This is a genomic window from Streptomyces tropicalis, from assembly GCF_029269835.1.
In the GTDB taxonomy this organism is placed as follows: domain Bacteria; phylum Actinomycetota; class Actinomycetes; order Streptomycetales; family Streptomycetaceae; genus Streptomyces; species Streptomyces tropicalis.
Genome location: NZ_JARJBB010000003.1, coordinates 304,032 through 321,497 on the forward strand (window position 1 = coordinate 304,032; position 17,466 = coordinate 321,497).

Genomic DNA, 17,466 nt, shown 5'->3' on the forward strand with positions numbered 1-17,466 from the left:
GCGGCTACGCGTGCGCGGTGCGCGGGGGCCGTGCGAGCGGCGCACCGGCTCCGCGGCGGCCCACAGGGGGCGGCAGCTCCGGTGACGGCGCCGAAGCAGAGGCACGACGATGGGCGTGGTGAGCGTGCGCAGCGTGCGCGGGCACGAGCCGCGGAGACCGCATCCGGATCGGACGCCGGGCGAGGTCATGACAAACAGGGTAAGCAGTTCGGTGGCGTCTACAAGCCGCACCAGAAGTCGATCGAGAGTGCGACGGGGATCCTGGTGCTGGGGCTGACGAGCATTCACGAGGCGATGGCCGACATGGCGGACGGACACGTGGACCACGACGAGCTCGTCGCCGGCATGTTCACCAAGGTGAAGACCGACAAGCAGAGCGACGGTGCCGGTGAGCATTGAGGACAAGGCCCGCCACATCCTTCTCGACATGGGCCTGTGGTGGCCGGAGGCCGACTCCGGCAAGCTTCGGGATGCGGCGAAGGCGTGGCGTGCGTTCGCCGACTCCGTGGACGACGTCCGCTCCCCGGTGCACCGCAGCGCCTCCGGGATCATCCACAACAACACGGGTGAGTCGATCGAGGCGTTCCACAAGTTCTGGGACCGCTACGCGAAGGACAAGGACGGCGGCTGGCTGAGCGACCTCGCGAAGACCTCGCGGGACATGGCCAGTGCGCTGGACAAGTTCGCCGACGGCATCGACGACGCCATCAACAAGCTCTGGACGCGGATAGCCATCGACGCGGCCGTGATCGCGGGTGGTGTGGCGCTGGCCATCATGACCGCGGGCATCGCCTCGGGTGCGGCGGCAGCGGCGGCGGACGCGGTCATCGAGTTCGGCGCCACGATCGGCGTCGGGGTCTCCGCGGTGGTGGCCGACATCATCGGAGGTGCCTTCGCCGGTGTCGCGTTCGGCGGGGTCGAGTCGGTCACCGTAGACCTGGCGGTGGCCCAGCCGTTGCAGATGGCGACGGGTCTGCAGCACGGCTTCAGCCAGGACGAGGTCAACAAGGCCGCCGAGAACGGCATGATCTTCGGCGGAGCTCTGGGCGCGGGTGGCGGCCTGCTGAAGTCGAGCATGGAAGGCGGTCTCGCCGACACCACCCCGACGCTGCTGCGCCCTGCGTCGCTCCGCCCCGACCTGGTCGATCTGGGCCCGGCGGCCCGCAACGCCGAGGAAACTCCGTGCGTGGGTGAGCCGATCGACGTGGCGACCGGCGCCATGCTGATGACGCAGACGGACCTGACCCTGCCGGGCACACTGCCGTTTCGGTTCACGCGCACTCATCTCTCCTCCTCAGATTTGTCCGGACGGCAGGACCACCACCTGGGACTATGAGCCAGGGACTTATCGCCCGGTCGCACAGACCGACCGGTGGGCGTCGTCGGCCGAAACTTCGTTCCTCGCCCGACTGGCCGAGGAGACCAGCTTCGACAAGAAGCCACGTTTCTACGCCGTGATCACGGACGCCGTCGGTACGCCCATGGAACTGGTCTCCACCTCCGCCGAACTCGCGTGGCAGTCCCGCACCACGCTATGGGGCACCAGGTTCCCGTCTTCCGTCGACTCTGAGGCGGCTGTGGACTGCCGGCTGCGGTTCCCGGGGCAGTACGCCGATGACGAGACAGGCCTCGACTACAACCTATTGCGTTACTACGATCCTGAAACGGGCGGTTACCTCACGTCGGACCCATTGGGCCTCCTGCCTGGTCCCAACCCGCACGCCTATGTCGGCAACCCGGGGAGCGAGTCGGATCCGCTGGGCCTGTTCACCTGCAAGGTCGAGAACGCGCTCAAGAGCTGGCAGAGCCGGAAATATCAGTTCGACAGCAATGAGTTCGTGCTTGACAAGAAAGGCATGGCGCATGTCCTGGAAAGGCATCACCCGGAATACTGGGACGGGTCTGTCAAGGCGAAGCAGTCGTTCCTCGACGGAAAAATGTCCGTCCAGGATGTGCAAGATGCCATCACGGAGACGCTGAAGCAGAACCGGGACAAACTCGTCTCGCGTGGTCCGATCGGCATGTATCAGATCGAGGGGCGAGTAAACGGCGTGGACTACGTCCTCGGCATCAAGAATGGCCGCGTCGGCCAATTTTATCCAGGAACGCTCGACAAGTAGGCTGGCTGCATGATCGAGATCACGTCCTACCTGCGCACCAAGTCGGGCTCTTTTGTCGACGTGGCGGAGGCAAGCTTTCCTCCTGCGGATCCTTCGTATGTCGAGGGGGCTATCGATATGACCATCAACGGCGTACGGATCCTGGACCAGGAGCTCTGGGACTATGTCGACGAACTCTGGGCCTATATCGGTGATATGGTCCTGAAACTTGCGGACGAGGACGAGGTGTCGACATACTTCCCGGATCAGCCGATCCGTTTGTTGTTCAAACGCCTGGGTGGCGGACTCGTCCTCGTGTCACTCACCTACGACGACGTCAAGCGAACAGTCCCCGTCGAGGAACGGGAACTCGTGGACGCCCTCCAGCGGTCCGGCACAGAATTCTTCACAAGGATGAAAGAATTGCTTCCTGAGAACGCCCTGGGGTACGACGACGCCTTGACACGGCTCACACGCTGAAGCAGATGGCTGCGGCACCAGGCGGGGCATCAGTCTGCTCGACGACGGGGACGTCGATGCCGCCTGGCGGGCCGCGGCCGAAACGTGTGCACACGACCGACAGCGGCTCGACCTCGCCCACCAGGCCCGCGTCGTCCGTCCTGCCGACGTGCTCGGGGGTAACCGGCGGCTGCCCGAACCACTCATGACACAGACGGGCAACGCTGTTTACGAGCAACTGACCGCTCTGCTACTGAGCATGCGCGACTGCCACCACCGCCTGGGCACCGCAGACGAATCCACCGCGTACCCCGCCGCTCTGCGTGCCGGCCAGAAACGCGAGCGGGACCCTCAGGCGGCGCCTCGACCGGCACCCTTCGTGACCCTGCCGGAAAATCGGTGGTGCCGGAACACGGCCGCCTCTAGGGTGAGATCCGCTTCACGCAGTGGCCGTCGGCCGCTGCCGTCCGCCGAGTGGGAAACGGGAGGTGTGACCGATGGCTGTCTCCGTGATGGGCGCTGCCCGCAACCAGAAGTTCATCCACTCCACCTCCGTGGTCTCCGGCTGACCTTTCTCACCAGCGCACACGTGCGTGCGGCCGGGGCCGCCCTGTGAAGGGTTCCCCTTGAATCTGTCTTCAATTTCGGCTTCTTCGTTGCACGCTCTCACGCCGTACGGCTGGGACGAGGGCTGGGCAACCGCGTTCGCTCCCTATGCCGCGCAGGGTCTCCTGCCCGGCCGTGTCGTGCGGGTCGACCGCGGCCTGTGCGACGTCGTCACCCCGGTCGGCACCGTGCGTGCCGACACCGAGTTCGTCGTTCCCCGTGACCCGATGAGGGTCGTGTGCACGGGCGACTGGGTCGCCGTCGATCCCGAAGGCGCCGATCCGCGCTACGTGCGGGTCTTCCTGCCGCGCCGTACCGCGTTCGTCCGGTCCGCCTCCTCCAAGCGGTCCGAGGGGCAGATCCTCGCTGCCAACGTCGACCACGTGGTCATCGCGGTGTCGCTGGCCGTCGAACTCGACCTGGCCCGCATCGAGCGCTTCCTCGCCCTCGCCTGGGAGTCCGGGGCGCAGCCCCTGGTCGTGCTGACCAAGTCCGACCTCGTGCCCGACGCGGTGGGGCTGTCGTATCTGGTGCAGGACGTGGAGACCACCGCGCCCGGCGTGCCGGTGCTGCCGGTCAGCGCGACGACCGGGGACGGCCTCGACGTGCTCCGGGCCATCGTCGGTCACGGCACGACCGTGCTGCTCGGCCAGTCCGGCGCGGGGAAGTCGACCCTCGCCAACGTGCTGCTCGGCCGGGACGCGATGGAGGTGCAGTCCGCACGCGACGTCGACGGCAAGGGCCGGCACACGACCACCACCCGCAACCTGCTCGCCCTGCCCGGCGGCGGCGTCCTCATCGACACCCCGGGGCTGAGGGGGGTCGGTCTGTGGGACGCCGGGAGCGGCGTCGGCCAGGTGTTCTCCGAGATCGAGGAGCTGGCCGCCCGGTGCCGGTTCCACGACTGCGCGCACGGCGCCGAGCCGGGGTGCGCGGTTCTCGCCGCCGTCGAGGACGGCGACCTTCCGGAGCGCCGGCTGGAGAGCTACCGCAAACTCCTGCGCGAGAACCAGTACATCGTCGCCAAGACGGACGCCCGGTTGCGTGCCGAGATCCGGCGCGACTGGAAGCGCAAGGGCGCCGACGGCCGGGCCGCCATGGAGGCGAAGCGGGGCCGGCTGCGCCAGTGACCGCCACCCGGGCAAGGACGACAGACCTCGCCGCCGGACGTACGGCCGGCGGCGAGGCCGGTCCCGCGGGGTGCGGCCGGGCGGAGCGGGGTGCCGCCGCGTCAGTCCTCCAGCCCCCAGCTGTGGATCCGCCGCGGGTGCACCCGGATGACCTCCTCGCTGAAGTACGGCCCCAACTCGTGCGGTCCGGTGAGCAGTTCGGCCTCGCCGCGAATGTCGACACCGCGCACACGCCAGGGGCTGACGCTGACGATGTCGTCGACCACCAGCGCCACCTTCGGGTTCTGCCGCAGGTTGCGCCACTTCTTGGTGGTGCCCATCGCCCGGCCGCCGATCAGGATGGTGCCGTCCTCCTGCGGGAAGAAACCGACGGGGTTCGCCTGCGGCTGCCCGTGGGGGTCGACGGTGGCCAGCCGTCCCAGCTGCTGGGTCCTCAGGTACGCGCGCTCGGCGTCGGTGAATTCGGTCATGACGGCAGCCAAGCACCCCCGGCAGCCCGGGCGCAGCGACTTCCGGGCCCGGCCCGGCGATCCCCGTACCCGGCTGGGCCGGGCGGGTGGTTCGCCCGCTGCGGCTCCGCCGTCCGCACTCTTCCATGTGGCACGGTCACCTCGCCGGGGCGGCGCGCCCCGGTCCGGGCACGGCCGGCCGCCCCGCCGCCGTCGCCCGCCCGGAGGTCCCGGACCGGCCCGGGACCGGCATAGAAGAGGCGGAGGCGGGCTTCATGGTGCGCAGGGTCACGACCGCGCGAGTCCTCGCGGCGCTGCTGCTCCTGGCGTGCGGCACGGTGGTCGGCCGGGCCGGGGCCCGCGCGGTGGCCGGAGCTTCCGCCACCACCCGGTCCGGAGTCCGCATCACGGGAGTGGGGCCCCGCGCCACGGCAGCCCGGCTGCGCGGTGCGGCGGCCTGGTCGCGCGGCACCGGGGCCGCGGAGGCTCCTGCCGCGGTCCCGCTCACGGCCCGGTCCGGGATCTGGACCGGCACCTGGGAGGCCGCACCCTCCGGCACCGCCCGGGCGCTGCCCGGCGCCAGCATCCGCAACGTCGTGCACATCAGCGTCGGCGGGCGGGCGCTGCGGATCCGGCTCAGCAACCGGCTCGGCGGCGCCCCTCTGCGCCTCGGCGCCGTCACGGTGGCCCTCGCCGCGCACCGGGGCCCCGCCGCCGTCCCCGGGTCGATGCGTCGCGCCGTCTTCCACGGGGCCCCCGCCGTCACCGTCCCCGCCGGCCGGGACGTGGTCAGCGACCCCGTGCCGCTGGCCGTGCCGGCCGCCGCGGACCTCCTGGTCACCGTGTACACGCCCGTCGACTCGGGGCCGGCGACCCACCACCGCTCGGCACTGCGGACCGGCTGGCTCGCCCACGCGGGCGACCGGTCCGCCGACGAGAACGGCGCCGCCTACACCGCGACCACCGGCTTCTGGTACTACGTCACCGGCGTCGACGTCCTGGCCGCCCGGGCCGCCGGCAGCGTCGTCGCGCTCGGCGACTCCCTCACCGACGGCACCGGGTCGACGCCCGGCGCCGACCACCGCTGGCCCGACCGGCTGGCCGGGCTGCTCGCCGCGCTGCCCCCGGCCCGCCGCTTCGGCGTCCTCAACGCCGGGATCTCCGGCAACCGCCTGCTCCGCGACGGCGTCGGGCCGAGCGCCCTGGACCGGCTGGACCCCGACGCGCTGTCCCGTGCGGGCGTACGGGTCCTCGTCGTCTGGGAGGGCGTCAACGACCTCAAGGGAAGCCCCGCGGTGACGGATCCCGCCGCCTTCGTGACGGCGTACCGGACGATCGCCGTCCGCGCCCACGCCCGCGGGATCCGGGTCGTCGGCGCCACCCTCACGCCGTACCGCGGCTACCGCGCCTGGACGGCGGCCGGCGAGGCGGTGCGGGAGCAGGTCAACGCGCTGATCCGGGGCGGCGGGGTGTTCGACGCGGTCGTTGATCTCGACGCCGTCGTCCGCGACCCGGGGCGGCCTGACCGGATCCTGCCCGCCTACGACCCCGGCGACCACCTCCACCTCGACGACGCCGGGATGCTGGCCGTGGCCTCGGCCGTCCGCACGGTCGCCTTCCGCTGAACCGGCGCCGGAGGCCGCGCACGGCCCGGGTCCGGTCAGCCCCGGAGGACGGCGCCGAGCCACGCCGCCGCGATCAGCAGGCAGGTGAACAGCTCCGCCAGTACGCCGGACCCGCCCGAGCGCATCACGGTGCGCAGTGCCGCCATCGCCTCTCCGTGCCGCCCGAGCCGCAGGCGTTCGTGCAGGTAGATCCCGCCCATGAAGCCGGGGACCGCACCGGCCACGGGGACGAGCACGAAGCCGACGACCGCGCCTGCACCCGCGTACACCGCCATCCGCGGGGTCGCGCCGTTCTCCCGCAGCCGGCGGGGCGGCAGCGCCCAGCGCACCACCTGGGAGAGGAACAGCACGGCGGTCGCGCCGACCAGGACGCCCCAGGCCAGTGGCTGGGGGTCGCTCAGCGCCCACCACAGCACGGCGGCCCACACCAGCCACGACCCCGGCACCCCGGGCACCAGCACTCCGCACAGGCCGAGCAGGATCACCACGCCGACCAGCAGGAGCTCCGACACTCCCATCTGCCCAGGGTGCCGGAGCACCCGGGGGGCCGCAGGCCGGGCGGTGCGGGGCCCGGGGGATCCGGGGGCGAGGAGGCGGGGGCCGGGGCGCGGGCACGGGGGCGAGGCGGCCGAGGGGCGAGAGAGCGCCGGGGGCCGGCGGGGGCCGGTCCCGGTCGGTTCAGCGGGGCCGGTCCCGGTCGGGACTCAGCCGACGGGGGCGCGGGCCACCCAGCCGCGCTCGTAGGCGTGCCAGCCCAACTGGAGCCGGGTGGACACCCCGGCCAGCTCCATCAGCCGCCTCACCCGGCGCTGCACCGTCCGCAGCCCCAGGTCGAGCTGCTTGGCGACGCTCGCGTCGGTCAGGCCCGCCAGCAGCAGCGAAAGCACCTCCAGATCGGTGCCGTCGGGGCCGTCCGGGCTCAGCTCGGCCACCCCGGACGGCCCGAAGCGCAGGGGCAGCGCCCGGCGCCACACCGACTCGAACAGCTCCGACAGCAGCCCCAGCAGCCCGGTCGCATGCACGACCAGCGCGGCCGGCTCCGCGGAGCGCACGGTCAGCGGCACCAGCGCGAGCGCCCGGTCGGCCACCACCAGCTTCGTCGGCACCCGCTCCACCACCCGCACCTGCTCGCCCCGGCCGAGCGCCGCCGCCAGCTCCTCGACGCCGCCGGGCACGTCCAGCACGGCCCGCTCGACGACCACCCGGTAGCGGACCCCGCGGCCGACGGCCTGCACCTCGGCCTCGTTCTCCGCGCCCGGTACGACCACGGTGTCGCCGGTGACCAGCGCGCACACCTCGTCCACGGCGCCGAGCTGGAGCTGCAGGAAGCGGTGCGTCAGCGCGGAGGCGCCGGTGACCACCTCGACGAGGTCGTGCACCGCCGGTTCGGCGGCGGCCGCGCGGTACTCCTCGGCGAGCAGCGCGGCCGCCAGCTCGGCCTGCTCCAGCTCGTGCCGCTGACGGGTGAGCAGCGCGCCCAGGGCGACACCGGGCGGCGCGGCGACCCAGCGTCCCGGGCGGGCCGGGGACTGTGCGGCGAGTCCGTGCCGCTCCAGCCGGCGCAGGGCGCGTTCGGTGTCCTGCTCGCCGAGCATCAGCCGCCGCGCGAGGTCGGGCACCTCGGCGGCGCCCACGGCCACCAGCGCCCGGTACGCCGCCTCGTGCGCCTCGTCCAGACCTATCGCTGCCAGCATCTGCTCCTGCCCCTCCCTTACGGCCCGCGGCGCCCGCAGTCGTGGCGGAAAACGGCCACGGCGCAAACCCGCCGTGGCTCATCATCGCCGTACCCCCCGCCCCTCTGACAAGGTGGCGCCACCGACACACCGCCGGGCGCCCGACGTTCCGGCCGGTACCTGTGGCCTGCGGTGACGTCCCCTCGGCGCGGCAGGCCCGGAGTCCACGCGCCGCGTGCACCCGGGGACCACCCAGTGGGCCCGGCGCGGCCGGAGGGGCGGTGTTTCGGCCGCCGACGAGCGTCGCCCGGCCCGGGCGTGCCGTGCGCGCGCCGGGTCCCGGCCGCGCCCCAGGCGTCGCCGGGCGGTCCTCCCGTGGGGGGTGGGACTGCCCGGCGACCATCTCCGTACCACCGTTCGACGCGTCACCCGACGCACCGTCAACGGCGTGTGCAGCCAAGGAATGTGCGGATGCCCCGTTTCCATCGGGGCCGCACGGTGGACAATTGGGGGCATGAGCCAGCAGGGGGGAAGGTCCACCGGTCACCAGGACGACTGGTGGGGGCAGTTGTACGACGACGCCACCGAGGACACCGGGCCGACGGCCGCGGGGGACACCCTGGACGACCGCTTCGCCTCGGCCACGGGCACGCTGGGGAAGTCGCCGGCACCTCCGGGACGGGAGGTACCGGCGCCACGGTCCGAGTCGGGGCCGGTCTCCGCGTCCCACCCGCGGTCGCAGCCCGCCCCGCCCTCCGCACCCGGAGGGCGCCACGAGCCGGCCCGGGGGCCCGGAGCCGGGCCGGGGCCCGCGTCGGCCCCGCCGTTCGCGTCCGGGGCGCGTTCCGGGTCTGCGCCGCGGCACGAGTCCGCCCCGCCGTCCGGCCCCGGAACGGCGGGCGGGGACTCCGACTTCGGCCCGGGGGCTCCGCAGCGCGCCGGAGCGGGGGAGGAGCGGCCCGGGAACGGTCCGGCCGGAGCCGTACGGGCTTCCGGTGCGGCGGGGACGCCACCCCCCGGCCCGGACTGGTGGCGCCGGGCTCCCCGGGAGGCACCCGGCCGCACAGCGCCCCCGGCCGACGCCTCGGCCGCGCCGACCCGGCCGGGTCCCGGGGACCCGCGGCACCCGGCCACTCCACCGCTCCCGGCCGGCGCCTCGCCCGCGCCGACCCGGCCGGGTCCCGGCGACCCGCGGCACGCGGTCACTCCACCGCCCCCGGAGGCACAGCCGGACCCGCCCGGCCTGCGGCAGCCGGACGTTCCACCGCCGGCCCCGCCGTCGTCGCCCGCCGAACCACCTCGGCCTTCGCCCTCGTCGCGCGCCGAACCACCACGGCTCTCCGCCCCACCGGCATCTCCGGCCGAGCGGACCCGGCCGCCCGCCCCGTCGGCCCCGCCGGTGGAGCCGCCGCAGGCCCCGGCCTCCCCCGCATCCCCTGCCGAGGAGACCCGGGCCTCCGCCCCGCCGGTGTCTCCCGGCGAGCGGGACGGGCGTTCCGTGCCCCCCGCCCCGCCCGCCGAGCCGCCGCGCGGCTCCGCCTCTCCCCGGCCTTCCTCCGGCCGGCCCTGGGCCGCCGCACCGCCGTCGTCCCCGGCCGGGCCCGAGCGGGCGCCGGCGCAACCCGCCGTACCGGGCGACTGGCCGCAGGCCGCCGTACCGCCGTCGTCCCCGGCCGGGCGGACCCCGCACGCCGAGCCGCCCGCCGCCGAACCGCCGCGTGGTCCCGCCCCGTTGGCGTCCGCTGCCGAGTCGCCGCGCGGCTCCGTCCCGCTGACGCCTTCCGCCGGGCGGCCGTGGACCTCCGCGCCGCCCACGCCCGGCACCGGGCAGGCGCGCGCGTCCGCGCCCCCGCCTCCGACGACTCCGCCTCCGACGCCTCCGCCCCCGCCTCCGACGACTCCGCCTCCGGCCGCGTCGTCTCCGCCCCCGCCGCCCTCCACGCCCCCGGCGCCCACCGGACCTCCGCACGCCGAGTCCGGCCCCGGGCCCGCCGCGCCCACTGCTTCCGGTCCGGGGCGGCCCGCCGCACCCGCTGCTTCCGGTCCGGGGCGGCCCGCCGCACCCACCGCTTCCGGCCCGGCCAGGCCCCCCGAGTCCTCCACTCCCGCCGAGGCCGCGGCCGTCCCCTCCGCCGAAGGCGTTGTGCCGTCCGCCTCGTGGACGCCGCCACAGCCGGCCTCCGGCACCGAGCGGGACGCCGCGCCCGCCCCCGCCGCCGAAGGCCCTGTGCCGCCCGCCCCCGCGACGCCGCCGCGGGCGGCCTCCGGCGTCGGGAAGGAGGCCCCGCCCGCTTCCGCCGCGGACGCGCCGCCCGCGTCGCCCCCGTCGACCGCGGCCGTCCCCGCGAGCCCCCCGCCCCTGCCCCCCGCCGTGGACTACGTCGGCTCCGGACCGCCCACCTACGACGCGGAGCCGACCGCACTGCCGCTCGCCGACCCGGACGATCTGGACGCCCTGGTGCCGGACACCGTGCTCGACGGAGCCCGCTACGGGGCCTGCACGCTGCGTGCGGTGTCGGTGTGCGGCGACTCCGGACGCTACCGGGGCGAGCCGCGCCGCGACGCCCTGCTCACCGCGCGCTTCGGCGCCGGGGAGCGCGCGCTGGTGCTGGTGGCGATGGCGACCGGCGCCCGTGCCACCCCCGGGGCGCACCGTGCCGCCGCCGAGGCGTGCCGGTGGATCGCGGGCGCCGTGGGCCGCAGCCACGCCCGGCTCGCCGAGGACATCCGGGCCGCCCGCCGCGGCGACCTGAAGGCGGGGCTGCACCGTCTCACCGACCGCAGCCTGGGCCGGCTCCGGGCCGGCGCCGCCGGACAGGGCCTCGCCCCGGAGGAGTACGCGGCCACCCTGCGCTGCCTGCTCCTGCCCGCCGACCCCGGCTGCCGCACCCGTGTCTTCTTCGGCGTCGGCCCCGGCGGCCTCTTCCGGCTGCGCGACGGTGAGTGGCAGGACATCGAACCGCGCGCGTCGGAGGCGGCCGGTGACGCGGTCGCCGGGTTCGGGTCGCCGCCGGCCGAGACCCCCGAGGGCGACCGGCTCACCATGGACCTCGGCGTCACCACCGCGCCGGGCCCCCGCGAGGAGGCGCCCGAACCACCGCGTGCCCCGTTCCTCTTCCGCGCCTCGTTGGCCCGGCCGGGTGACACGCTCCTGCTGTGCACGAGCGGTCTGGCCGACCCGTTGCGCGGCGAACCCGGCCTGGGTGCGCACCTGGGCCGCCGGTGGTCAGGTCGCACGCCGCCCGGGCTCGCCGCGTTCCTCGCCGACGCCCGGACCCGGGTCAAGGGCTACGCGGACGACCGCACGGCCGCCGCCGTGTGGGAGGCGTGAGCGGGCGGGCTGTGGATTGATGGACCCAGAGGGATCCGCAGGTGACCGAAGGGGTGTCCGAGAGCCATGGCCAAGCAGAACGTCGCAGAGCAGTTCGTGGACATCGTGGTCCGCGCCGGTGTGCAGCGCCTCTACGGTGTCGTCGGCGACAGTCTGAACCCCGTGGTCGACGCGGTCCGACGCAATCCGGCGATCGACTGGATCCACGTCCGCCACGAGGAGACCGCCGCCTTCGCGGCCGGTGCGGAGGCGCAGCTCACCGGCAGGCTCGCGGCGTGCGCGGGCTCCTGCGGCCCGGGCAACCTGCACCTCGTCAACGGCCTCTACGACGCCCACCGTTCCATGGCCCCGGTCCTCGCCCTGGCCTCGCACATCCCCTCCAGCGAGATCGGTCTGGGCTACTTCCAGGAGACCCACCCGGACCGGCTGTTCACCGAGTGCAGCCACTACAGCGAGATGATCTCCAACCCTCGGCAGATGCCGAGGCTCGTGCAGACCGCCATCCAGCACGCCGTGGGCCGCAGCGGGGTGGCCGTGGTGACCCTGCCCGGCGACGTCGCCGACCAGCCCGCGCCGGACAAGCCCCTCGTCAACGCCATCGTCACCTCGCGGCCCACCGTCCGTCCCGGCGACGCCGAGATCGACCGGCTCGTGCGGATGATCGACGAGGCGGAACGGGTCACCCTGTTCTGCGGAAGCGGCACCGCGGGCGCGCACGCCGAGGTGATGCAGCTCGCCGAGCGGCTCAAGTCGCCGGTGGGCCACGCGCTGCGCGGCAAGGAGTGGATCCAGTACGACAACCCGTACGACGTCGGGATGAGCGGTCTGCTCGGCTACGGGGCCGCGTACGAGGCCACTCACGAGTGCGACCTGCTGATCCTGCTCGGCACCGACTTCCCGTACAACGCGTTCCTGCCCACCGACGTGCGGATCGTGCAGGTCGACGTGCGGCCGGAGGTGCTCGGCCGCCGCTCCCGGCTCGACCTCGCGGTGTGGGGCGACGTGAAGGAGACCCTGCGCTGCGTGATCCCGCGGGTGCGGGTCAAGCAGAGCCGGCGCTTCCTCGACAGGATGCTGAAGAAGCACACGGACGCCCTCGAAGGCGTGGTGAAGGCCTACACCCGCAAGGTGGAGAAACGCGTCCCGATCCACCCGGAGTACGTGGCCTCCGTGCTCGACGGGATCGCCGACGACGACGCGGTGTTCACCGTCGACACCGGCATGTGCAACGTCTGGGCGGCCCGCTACCTGTCGCCCAACGGCCGCCGGCGCGTCATCGGCTCCTTCTCGCACGGCTCGATGGCGAACGCGCTGCCCATGGCGATCGGCGCGCAGTTCACCGACCGGCACCGCCAGGTGGTGTCGCTGTCCGGGGACGGCGGATTCGCCATGCTGATGGGCGACTTCCTGACCCTGGTGCAGTACGGGCTGCCGGTGAAGGTCGTGCTGTTCAACAACTCCGCGCTCAGCATGGTCGAGTTGGAGATGATGGTCGCCGGGCTGCCCGCCCACGGCACCACGAACGTCAACCCGGACTTCGCCGCCGTCGCCCGCGCCTGCGGCGCCCACGGCATCCGGGTGGAGAAGCCCAAGCAGCTCGCCGGTGCCCTGCGGGACGCCTTCCGGCACAAGGGTCCCGCGCTCGTCGACGTCGTGACCGATCCCAACGCGCTGTCCATCCCGCCGAAGATCAGCGCCGAGATGGTGACCGGCTTCGCCCTGTCCGCCTCCAAGGTCGTCCTGGACGGCGGCGTCGGCCGAATGCTCCAGATGGCCCGCTCCAACCTGCGCAACGTGCCGCGGCCGTGACGCGTCGCCCCCCGGAGTGAGGAGCGGCGAGCGGGGAGGCGGGAGCCGTGCAGGGCCGTGCGGAGCGGTGCGGGGTCGCGCCACCCCCTGGTTCCGGCCAACTTCGCGCACCGGTCCGCGGCGCCGCACACGCCGCCGTACGGCCCCCGCCCCGCGGCCGCCGTACCCCTCCGGCCCGCCGGGCCGCCGCCGCGCGGGGCCCCCGTCCGGTGGCTACGCCCGGATCGGCAGTCCGCGCTGGACGGACGGGCCCACTCAGGCCGGTCCCGGGGGTCCCGGCGCGGTAGTCGCGCGGACCGGACGGCCCGGTCGGCCGCCGCCCGAGCCGCACACGGCATTCCTCCGGCCTGCGCGGCAGCGTCCCGATGATGGCCGAACATCCGGTCGTTGACGATGAGACATGACTCGTGCCGGACAGTGCTGGGCATGCACCCCGTGAACGTGTTCGAGCAGGAGGGAAAGCGACATCGGCGCGCGGGCGGGGGTCATGACGAGGCAGGCACGAGGGGGCGGTCCCGGGACGGTCGGGGCCTCCTCGGCGGACACGGCGGAGGAGCAGGACGACGGCGGTGCCGACCGGTTCCCCGCGCCTCAACTGAGGCGCAGGCTGGGGCGGTCGGACCTGAAGGCGGTGCCCGAGGCGCGCAGGGCCCTGCGCGACCTGCTGCGCCACTGGGGCGGACCGGGCGCCTCGGATGTGGCGGAGCTGCTCACCAGCGAACTGGTCACCAACGCGCTGGTCCACACCGACCACGACGCGGTCCTGACGGCCTGCGTGGCACCGCACGGTCTCCGCGTGGAGGTCAGGGACTTCGTCGCCCGCCGCCCGAGGCCCCGGGCCACGGGCGGCGGTCACGACACGCACGGCCGGGGCCTGTTCCTGGTGCAGTCCCTGGCCGACGCCTGGGGCGTCCGGGCGCACGGCGTCGGCAAGTCGGTGTGGTTCGAACTGGGCGCGGGCGCGGCCTGAGCCCGGCGGCGGACGGGGGCGGGGGGGGGGGGGGGGGGGGGGCCCCGGGGGCCCCCCCCCCCCTCCTCCGCGGGAGACCTGACGAGTGTTCCCCGGCGTCAGCCGAACTGCTGCTCCAGATCCTTGAGTTTGCGCTCCAGCGAGTCCAGCCGGGGCAGGGCCATCGTGTCGTCCTCCGCGGTGAGGTCGACGGTGACCGGGTCAGACCCCCTGCGGACGGGCTGCAGGGAGGGACGGGCGCGCGTGGGCAGCTGTTCCGCGGATATGGCAGGCTCCGCGGACACCGGCGAGGACCCGCGCTCCAGCGCCTGGGTCTCGGCCTGCCGGCCGCCGCCGCGCCCCACGAAGCCGCGGTGCCCCCGGCTGATCGCCTTGAGCTGCGCCCGCTCGACGCGCTCCTGCTCGCGCCGGACCCGCCGGGTCTCCTCCTGCCGCCGCTGGTCCTCGCGCACCTCGTCGACCGCCTCGTCCAGGCTGCGCACGCCCTCCAGGAGCATCAGGGACCAGGCCCGGTAGGTCTCCCGGGGGGCCCGCAGCCAGCGGACGATGCGGATCTGCGGCAGCGGACGCGGCACCAGGCCCTGCTCGCGCAGCGCCGCCCGGCGGGTCTGCTTGAGCGCCCGGTCGAAGAGCACCGCCGCCGAGAGGGACATGCCCGCGAAGAAGTGAGGTGCCCCCGCGTGGCCGAGGCCGCGCGGTGCGTGCACCCAGTTGAACCAGGCGGCGGCGCCCGCGAAGGTCCACACGAGTATCCGCGAGCCGAGGGCCGCGTCGCCGTGGCTGGCCTCGCGGACCGCGAGCACGGAGCAGAACATCGCCGCTCCGTCCAGGCCGAACGGCACCAGGTACTCCCAGCCGCCGGTCAGGCCGAGGTTCTGCTCGCCGAAGCCGACCAGGCCGTGGAAGGACAGCGCGGCGGCGACCGCGGCGCAGCAGAACAGCAGTACGTAGGAGGCCGTGCCGTAGACCGCCTCCTTGCGCCTGCGGCGCTCCTCGCTGCGCTCCCACGAGTCGTCCGCGCTCGCGTTCTCCCCCGAGGAGCGCTTGCCGCGCGCCAGCACCGCAACCGCCGCCAGCATGCCCAGGAGCAGCACGGCGCCCGGAAGCAGCCAGTTCAGCGATATGTCGGTCAGTCTCATCTGGGGTCCCTTGCATTGGGATAGGGCGTAACGCCCGCCATAGTGGCCCAATCGCGCTGCGTCCCAGGGGGTTTCGGGGCAAGAGGACGCCAACGGGGCGCGAGGGGGCGACCGCGGTGACGTTCAGGTCGAACTGCCGCTTGAAGGAGCGGAGTTGAGTTCGATTAGGGGTGGGCGCGGAGCCGGTCCGGGGGACTCCGGCGGGGTGTGCGAGGGTGCGGGCCCCGCGGGCGGGGCGGCCGGGGTCAGCCGGGCCCGGTGGCGGTGAGCCGGGCGGCCCGGTCGGCGTCGCGGGTGCGCGGGCAGGTGGCGCAGGTGTCGTCGGGGCGCAGCGTGTAGTACATGCAGCAGCCGACCCGGTCCCGGGTGGTCAGCGGCTCGCCGTCCGGCCCGGCCAGGTCCCGGAAGGCGGCCGAGCCCGCAAACGGCCCGGTGGCTCCCGGGAGCAGCGACTCCAGCTCGTGCCGGGCCCGCTCCGGCTCGCCCAGCAGCCGGGCGACGTACCACAGGCCCTCCACGACCTCGTCGGTCGCCAGGCCCCACAGGGCGCGGCCGCGCCGCCGCATCCGGGGCCCGAAGGCGCCGAGCAGCGGCTCCAGGTGCTCGGCGACCGCTGCGCGCAGTTCCGTCCGCAGGGCCTCCTCGCCGGCCACGACCCGGGCTCCGGGCAGGGCGGCGGCGGGGTCCCCGCGCAGGCAGGCGAACGAGGGGATCCGTACCGCGACGCGTCCCGCCGTGCGGTCCAGGGCGACGTCGGCCACCGGCAGGCGCGGCACCCGCCGGTGCAGGAACCAGGGGGCGGTGAACAGCAGGCAGGCGGTCCAGGCGTACCGGTGCAGGCCGAAGCCGGCCACCACGTCCGGGCGGGCCCGGGTGCCGTGGTCCCGCAGGACCTGGGCGTCGTCCAGGCCGAGGTACGCGTCGAGGGCGGGGCCGCCCGCGGCGAGCGTGGCCGCGGTGACCCAGCCGCCGCCCCGGGGAAGCGGCTCGGACGGGGCCCGCTCCGTCACCGCGAGGCCGGGGAGGACCTCGGTGAGACGGGCGTACGCGTCCGTGACGGCCGACAGGGGCACAGGCATGCGGAACCACCGATCCACGTTCGACTTAAGTAAGCCTAACCTTACTTAAGTCCTGTGAAATGTGAACCGGACCCCTCTTGGGCCTAAGGTGCTTGACGGGTGAGTAACAACCCGCCGTAATGACCCCAAGCACCGACAAGCCCGGAGGAGGACCGTGAAGCAGGGCGCGCAGGACGCCGCCGGGACCCGGAGCCCGGAGATCCGGCCGGGCGCGGCGCGCGTGCCGTCGCAGCCGCGGGCGCAGGACGTGCGGCGCGAGCGGTACGAGCCGGGCGAGGCGCCGGCGGACGTCCGCGGCGAGCACGTCCACGCCGAGCAGCCGCTGCCGCGTCCCCGTCCCGCGGTGCAGCGCTCCTCGGTGCGCGGCCAGATCCTGGACGCCCTGCGCACCGCGCTGGTGGCCGGCGAGCTGGAGCCCGGCGCGGTCTACTCGGCGCCCGCCCTCGGTGAGCGGTTCGGCGTCTCGGCGACGCCCGTGCGGGAGGCGATGCAGCAGCTCGCGCAGGAGGGTGCCGTCGCGGTGGTGCCCAACCGCGGCTTCCGGGTCGTGGAGCGCGGCGCCCGCGAGCTCGCCGAGCTCGCCGAGGTGCGGGCCCTGATCGAGGTGCCGGTGATGCTGCGGCTGGCCCGCACGGTGCCGGCCGAACGCTGGGCCGAACTGCGCCCGCTCGCCGAGGACACCGTCCGGGCCGCCTCGTCCGGCTGCCGCGCCGCCTACGCCGAGGCCGACCGCGCCTTCCACCGCACGGTGCTCTCCCTGGCCGGCAACGAGCAGCTCGTCCAGGTCGCCGAGGACCTGCACCGGCGGGCCCAGTGGCCGCTGGTGGGCGGCCCGGTCCGGCCCGCCCGCGCCGACCTGGTCGCGGACGCCGCCGAGCACCTGGCGCTGCTGGAGGCCCTGGTCGCCCGGGACCTCGACGTGGTCCAGGCCCTTGTGCGCGAGCACTTCGCCGGCGCGGTCTGACACGGCGGACCCGGCCGGAAGCGGAAGAACGGAAGAACACGGACCGGCGCCGCGCCGGGGCCCGGGAACGGCCGTGTTCCGGGCCCGGGAACACGGCAGCGGGTGCCCGGAAGGGATTCCGGACACCCGCAGT

General features: G+C 74.5%; 15 protein-coding genes. 10 read left to right on the top strand and 5 right to left on the bottom strand.

The features are described from left to right. The first annotated feature begins 81 nt into the window (after positions 1–81). The 5 genes from P3H78_RS07905 (at position 82) to rsgA (ending at position 4,294) form a co-directional block, all read left to right on the top strand. The gene (locus P3H78_RS07905) at positions 82–399 is read left to right on the top strand and encodes a hypothetical protein (RefSeq protein WP_276108107.1); all 318 of its coding nucleotides are present in this window, start codon (positions 82–84) and stop codon (positions 397–399) included. Continuing rightward, complete coding sequence (locus P3H78_RS07910; RefSeq protein WP_276108108.1) at positions 389–1,336, top strand: DUF6531 domain-containing protein; 948 nt, start codon at positions 389–391, stop codon at positions 1,334–1,336. Before P3H78_RS07905 ends, P3H78_RS07910 begins: the two co-directional genes overlap by 11 nt. Positions 1,337–1,454: 118 nt before the next feature. Then, a complete protein-coding gene (locus P3H78_RS07915) occupies positions 1,455–2,120 on the top strand; it encodes an RHS repeat domain-containing protein (protein WP_276108109.1) in 666 nt (221 codons plus the stop codon). Positions 2,121–2,129: 9 nt separating this feature from the next. Beyond that, positions 2,130–2,579: a hypothetical protein gene (locus P3H78_RS07920; RefSeq protein ID WP_276108110.1), complete on the top strand. Its 450-nt coding sequence runs from the start codon at positions 2,130–2,132 to the stop codon at positions 2,577–2,579. Positions 2,580–3,190: 611 nt separating this feature from the next. After that, complete coding sequence (gene rsgA / locus P3H78_RS07930) at positions 3,191–4,294, top strand: ribosome small subunit-dependent GTPase A (protein ID WP_276108321.1); 1,104 nt, start codon at positions 3,191–3,193, stop codon at positions 4,292–4,294. A 101-nt stretch (positions 4,295–4,395) separates the two neighbouring features. On the opposite strand, the gene P3H78_RS07935 is transcribed toward rsgA, so the two are convergent. Continuing rightward, the gene (locus P3H78_RS07935) at positions 4,396–4,764 is read right to left on the bottom strand and encodes a PPOX class F420-dependent oxidoreductase (protein ID WP_276108111.1); all 369 of its coding nucleotides are present in this window, start codon (positions 4,762–4,764) and stop codon (positions 4,396–4,398) included. Positions 4,765–4,889: 125 nt separating this feature from the next. On the opposite strand from P3H78_RS07935, the gene P3H78_RS07940 reads away from it, so the two are divergent. Beyond that, positions 4,890–6,368, top strand: coding sequence for an SGNH/GDSL hydrolase family protein (locus tag P3H78_RS07940; RefSeq protein ID WP_276108112.1), 1,479 nt, complete (start codon positions 4,890–4,892; stop codon positions 6,366–6,368). 35 nt (positions 6,369–6,403) lie between these two features. Here the strand turns inward: P3H78_RS07940 and P3H78_RS07945 are convergent, their stop codons facing one another. Continuing rightward, the gene (locus tag P3H78_RS07945; RefSeq protein WP_276108113.1) at positions 6,404–6,886 is read right to left on the bottom strand and encodes a DUF456 domain-containing protein; all 483 of its coding nucleotides are present in this window, start codon (positions 6,884–6,886) and stop codon (positions 6,404–6,406) included. 186 nt (positions 6,887–7,072) lie between these two features. Continuing rightward, complete coding sequence (locus P3H78_RS07950; RefSeq protein WP_276108114.1) at positions 7,073–8,062, bottom strand: helix-turn-helix domain-containing protein; 990 nt, start codon at positions 8,060–8,062, stop codon at positions 7,073–7,075. Between the two features lie 2,350 nt (positions 8,063–10,412). Here P3H78_RS07950 and P3H78_RS33495 point away from each other — a divergent pair. The 3 genes from P3H78_RS33495 (at position 10,413) to P3H78_RS07965 (ending at position 14,151) form a co-directional block, all read left to right on the top strand. Beyond that, entirely contained in the window at positions 10,413–11,372 is a 960-nt protein-coding gene (locus tag P3H78_RS33495) for a protein phosphatase 2C domain-containing protein (RefSeq protein WP_438827920.1), read from the top strand. 66 nt (positions 11,373–11,438) lie between these two features. Further along, positions 11,439–13,181, top strand: coding sequence for a pyruvate dehydrogenase (locus P3H78_RS07960; protein WP_276108116.1), 1,743 nt, complete (start codon positions 11,439–11,441; stop codon positions 13,179–13,181). A 487-nt stretch (positions 13,182–13,668) separates the two neighbouring features. Further along, complete coding sequence (locus P3H78_RS07965; protein ID WP_276108117.1) at positions 13,669–14,151, top strand: ATP-binding protein; 483 nt, start codon at positions 13,669–13,671, stop codon at positions 14,149–14,151. A gap of 98 nt (positions 14,152–14,249) precedes the next feature. On the opposite strand, the gene P3H78_RS07970 is transcribed toward P3H78_RS07965, so the two are convergent. Together P3H78_RS07970 and P3H78_RS07975 are read right to left on the bottom strand one after the other, a co-directional pair. Continuing rightward, positions 14,250–15,290, bottom strand: coding sequence for a DUF2637 domain-containing protein (locus P3H78_RS07970; protein WP_276108118.1), 1,041 nt, complete (start codon positions 15,288–15,290; stop codon positions 14,250–14,252). 245 nt (positions 15,291–15,535) lie between these two features. Continuing rightward, the gene (locus P3H78_RS07975) at positions 15,536–16,369 is read right to left on the bottom strand and encodes a (2Fe-2S)-binding protein (protein ID WP_276108119.1); all 834 of its coding nucleotides are present in this window, start codon (positions 16,367–16,369) and stop codon (positions 15,536–15,538) included. A 154-nt stretch (positions 16,370–16,523) separates the two neighbouring features. Between P3H78_RS07975 and P3H78_RS07980 the strand changes: the two genes are divergently transcribed. After that, the gene (locus P3H78_RS07980) at positions 16,524–17,333 is read left to right on the top strand and encodes a GntR family transcriptional regulator (protein WP_276108120.1); all 810 of its coding nucleotides are present in this window, start codon (positions 16,524–16,526) and stop codon (positions 17,331–17,333) included. Positions 17,334–17,466 lie beyond the last annotated feature (133 nt).

What these genes read in the sequence shown, in the direction of transcription:
- P3H78_RS07920 (WP_276108110.1), top strand. Translation starts at nt 2,130, where the DNA reads ATGATCGAGATCACGTCCTACCTGCGCACCAAGTCGGGCTCTTTTGTC.
- P3H78_RS07935 (WP_276108111.1), bottom strand. Translation starts at nt 4,764, where the DNA reads ATGACCGAATTCACCGACGCCGAGCGCGCGTACCTGAGGACCCAGCAG.
- P3H78_RS07940 (WP_276108112.1), top strand. Translation starts at nt 4,890, where the DNA reads ATGTGGCACGGTCACCTCGCCGGGGCGGCGCGCCCCGGTCCGGGCACG.
- P3H78_RS07945 (WP_276108113.1), bottom strand. Translation starts at nt 6,886, where the DNA reads ATGGGAGTGTCGGAGCTCCTGCTGGTCGGCGTGGTGATCCTGCTCGGC.
- P3H78_RS07950 (WP_276108114.1), bottom strand. Translation starts at nt 8,062, where the DNA reads ATGCTGGCAGCGATAGGTCTGGACGAGGCGCACGAGGCGGCGTACCGG.
- P3H78_RS07960 (WP_276108116.1), top strand. Translation starts at nt 11,439, where the DNA reads ATGGCCAAGCAGAACGTCGCAGAGCAGTTCGTGGACATCGTGGTCCGC.
- P3H78_RS07965 (WP_276108117.1), top strand. Translation starts at nt 13,669, where the DNA reads ATGACGAGGCAGGCACGAGGGGGCGGTCCCGGGACGGTCGGGGCCTCC.
- P3H78_RS07970 (WP_276108118.1), bottom strand. Translation starts at nt 15,290, where the DNA reads ATGAGACTGACCGACATATCGCTGAACTGGCTGCTTCCGGGCGCCGTG.
- P3H78_RS07975 (WP_276108119.1), bottom strand. Translation starts at nt 16,369, where the DNA reads ATGCCTGTGCCCCTGTCGGCCGTCACGGACGCGTACGCCCGTCTCACC.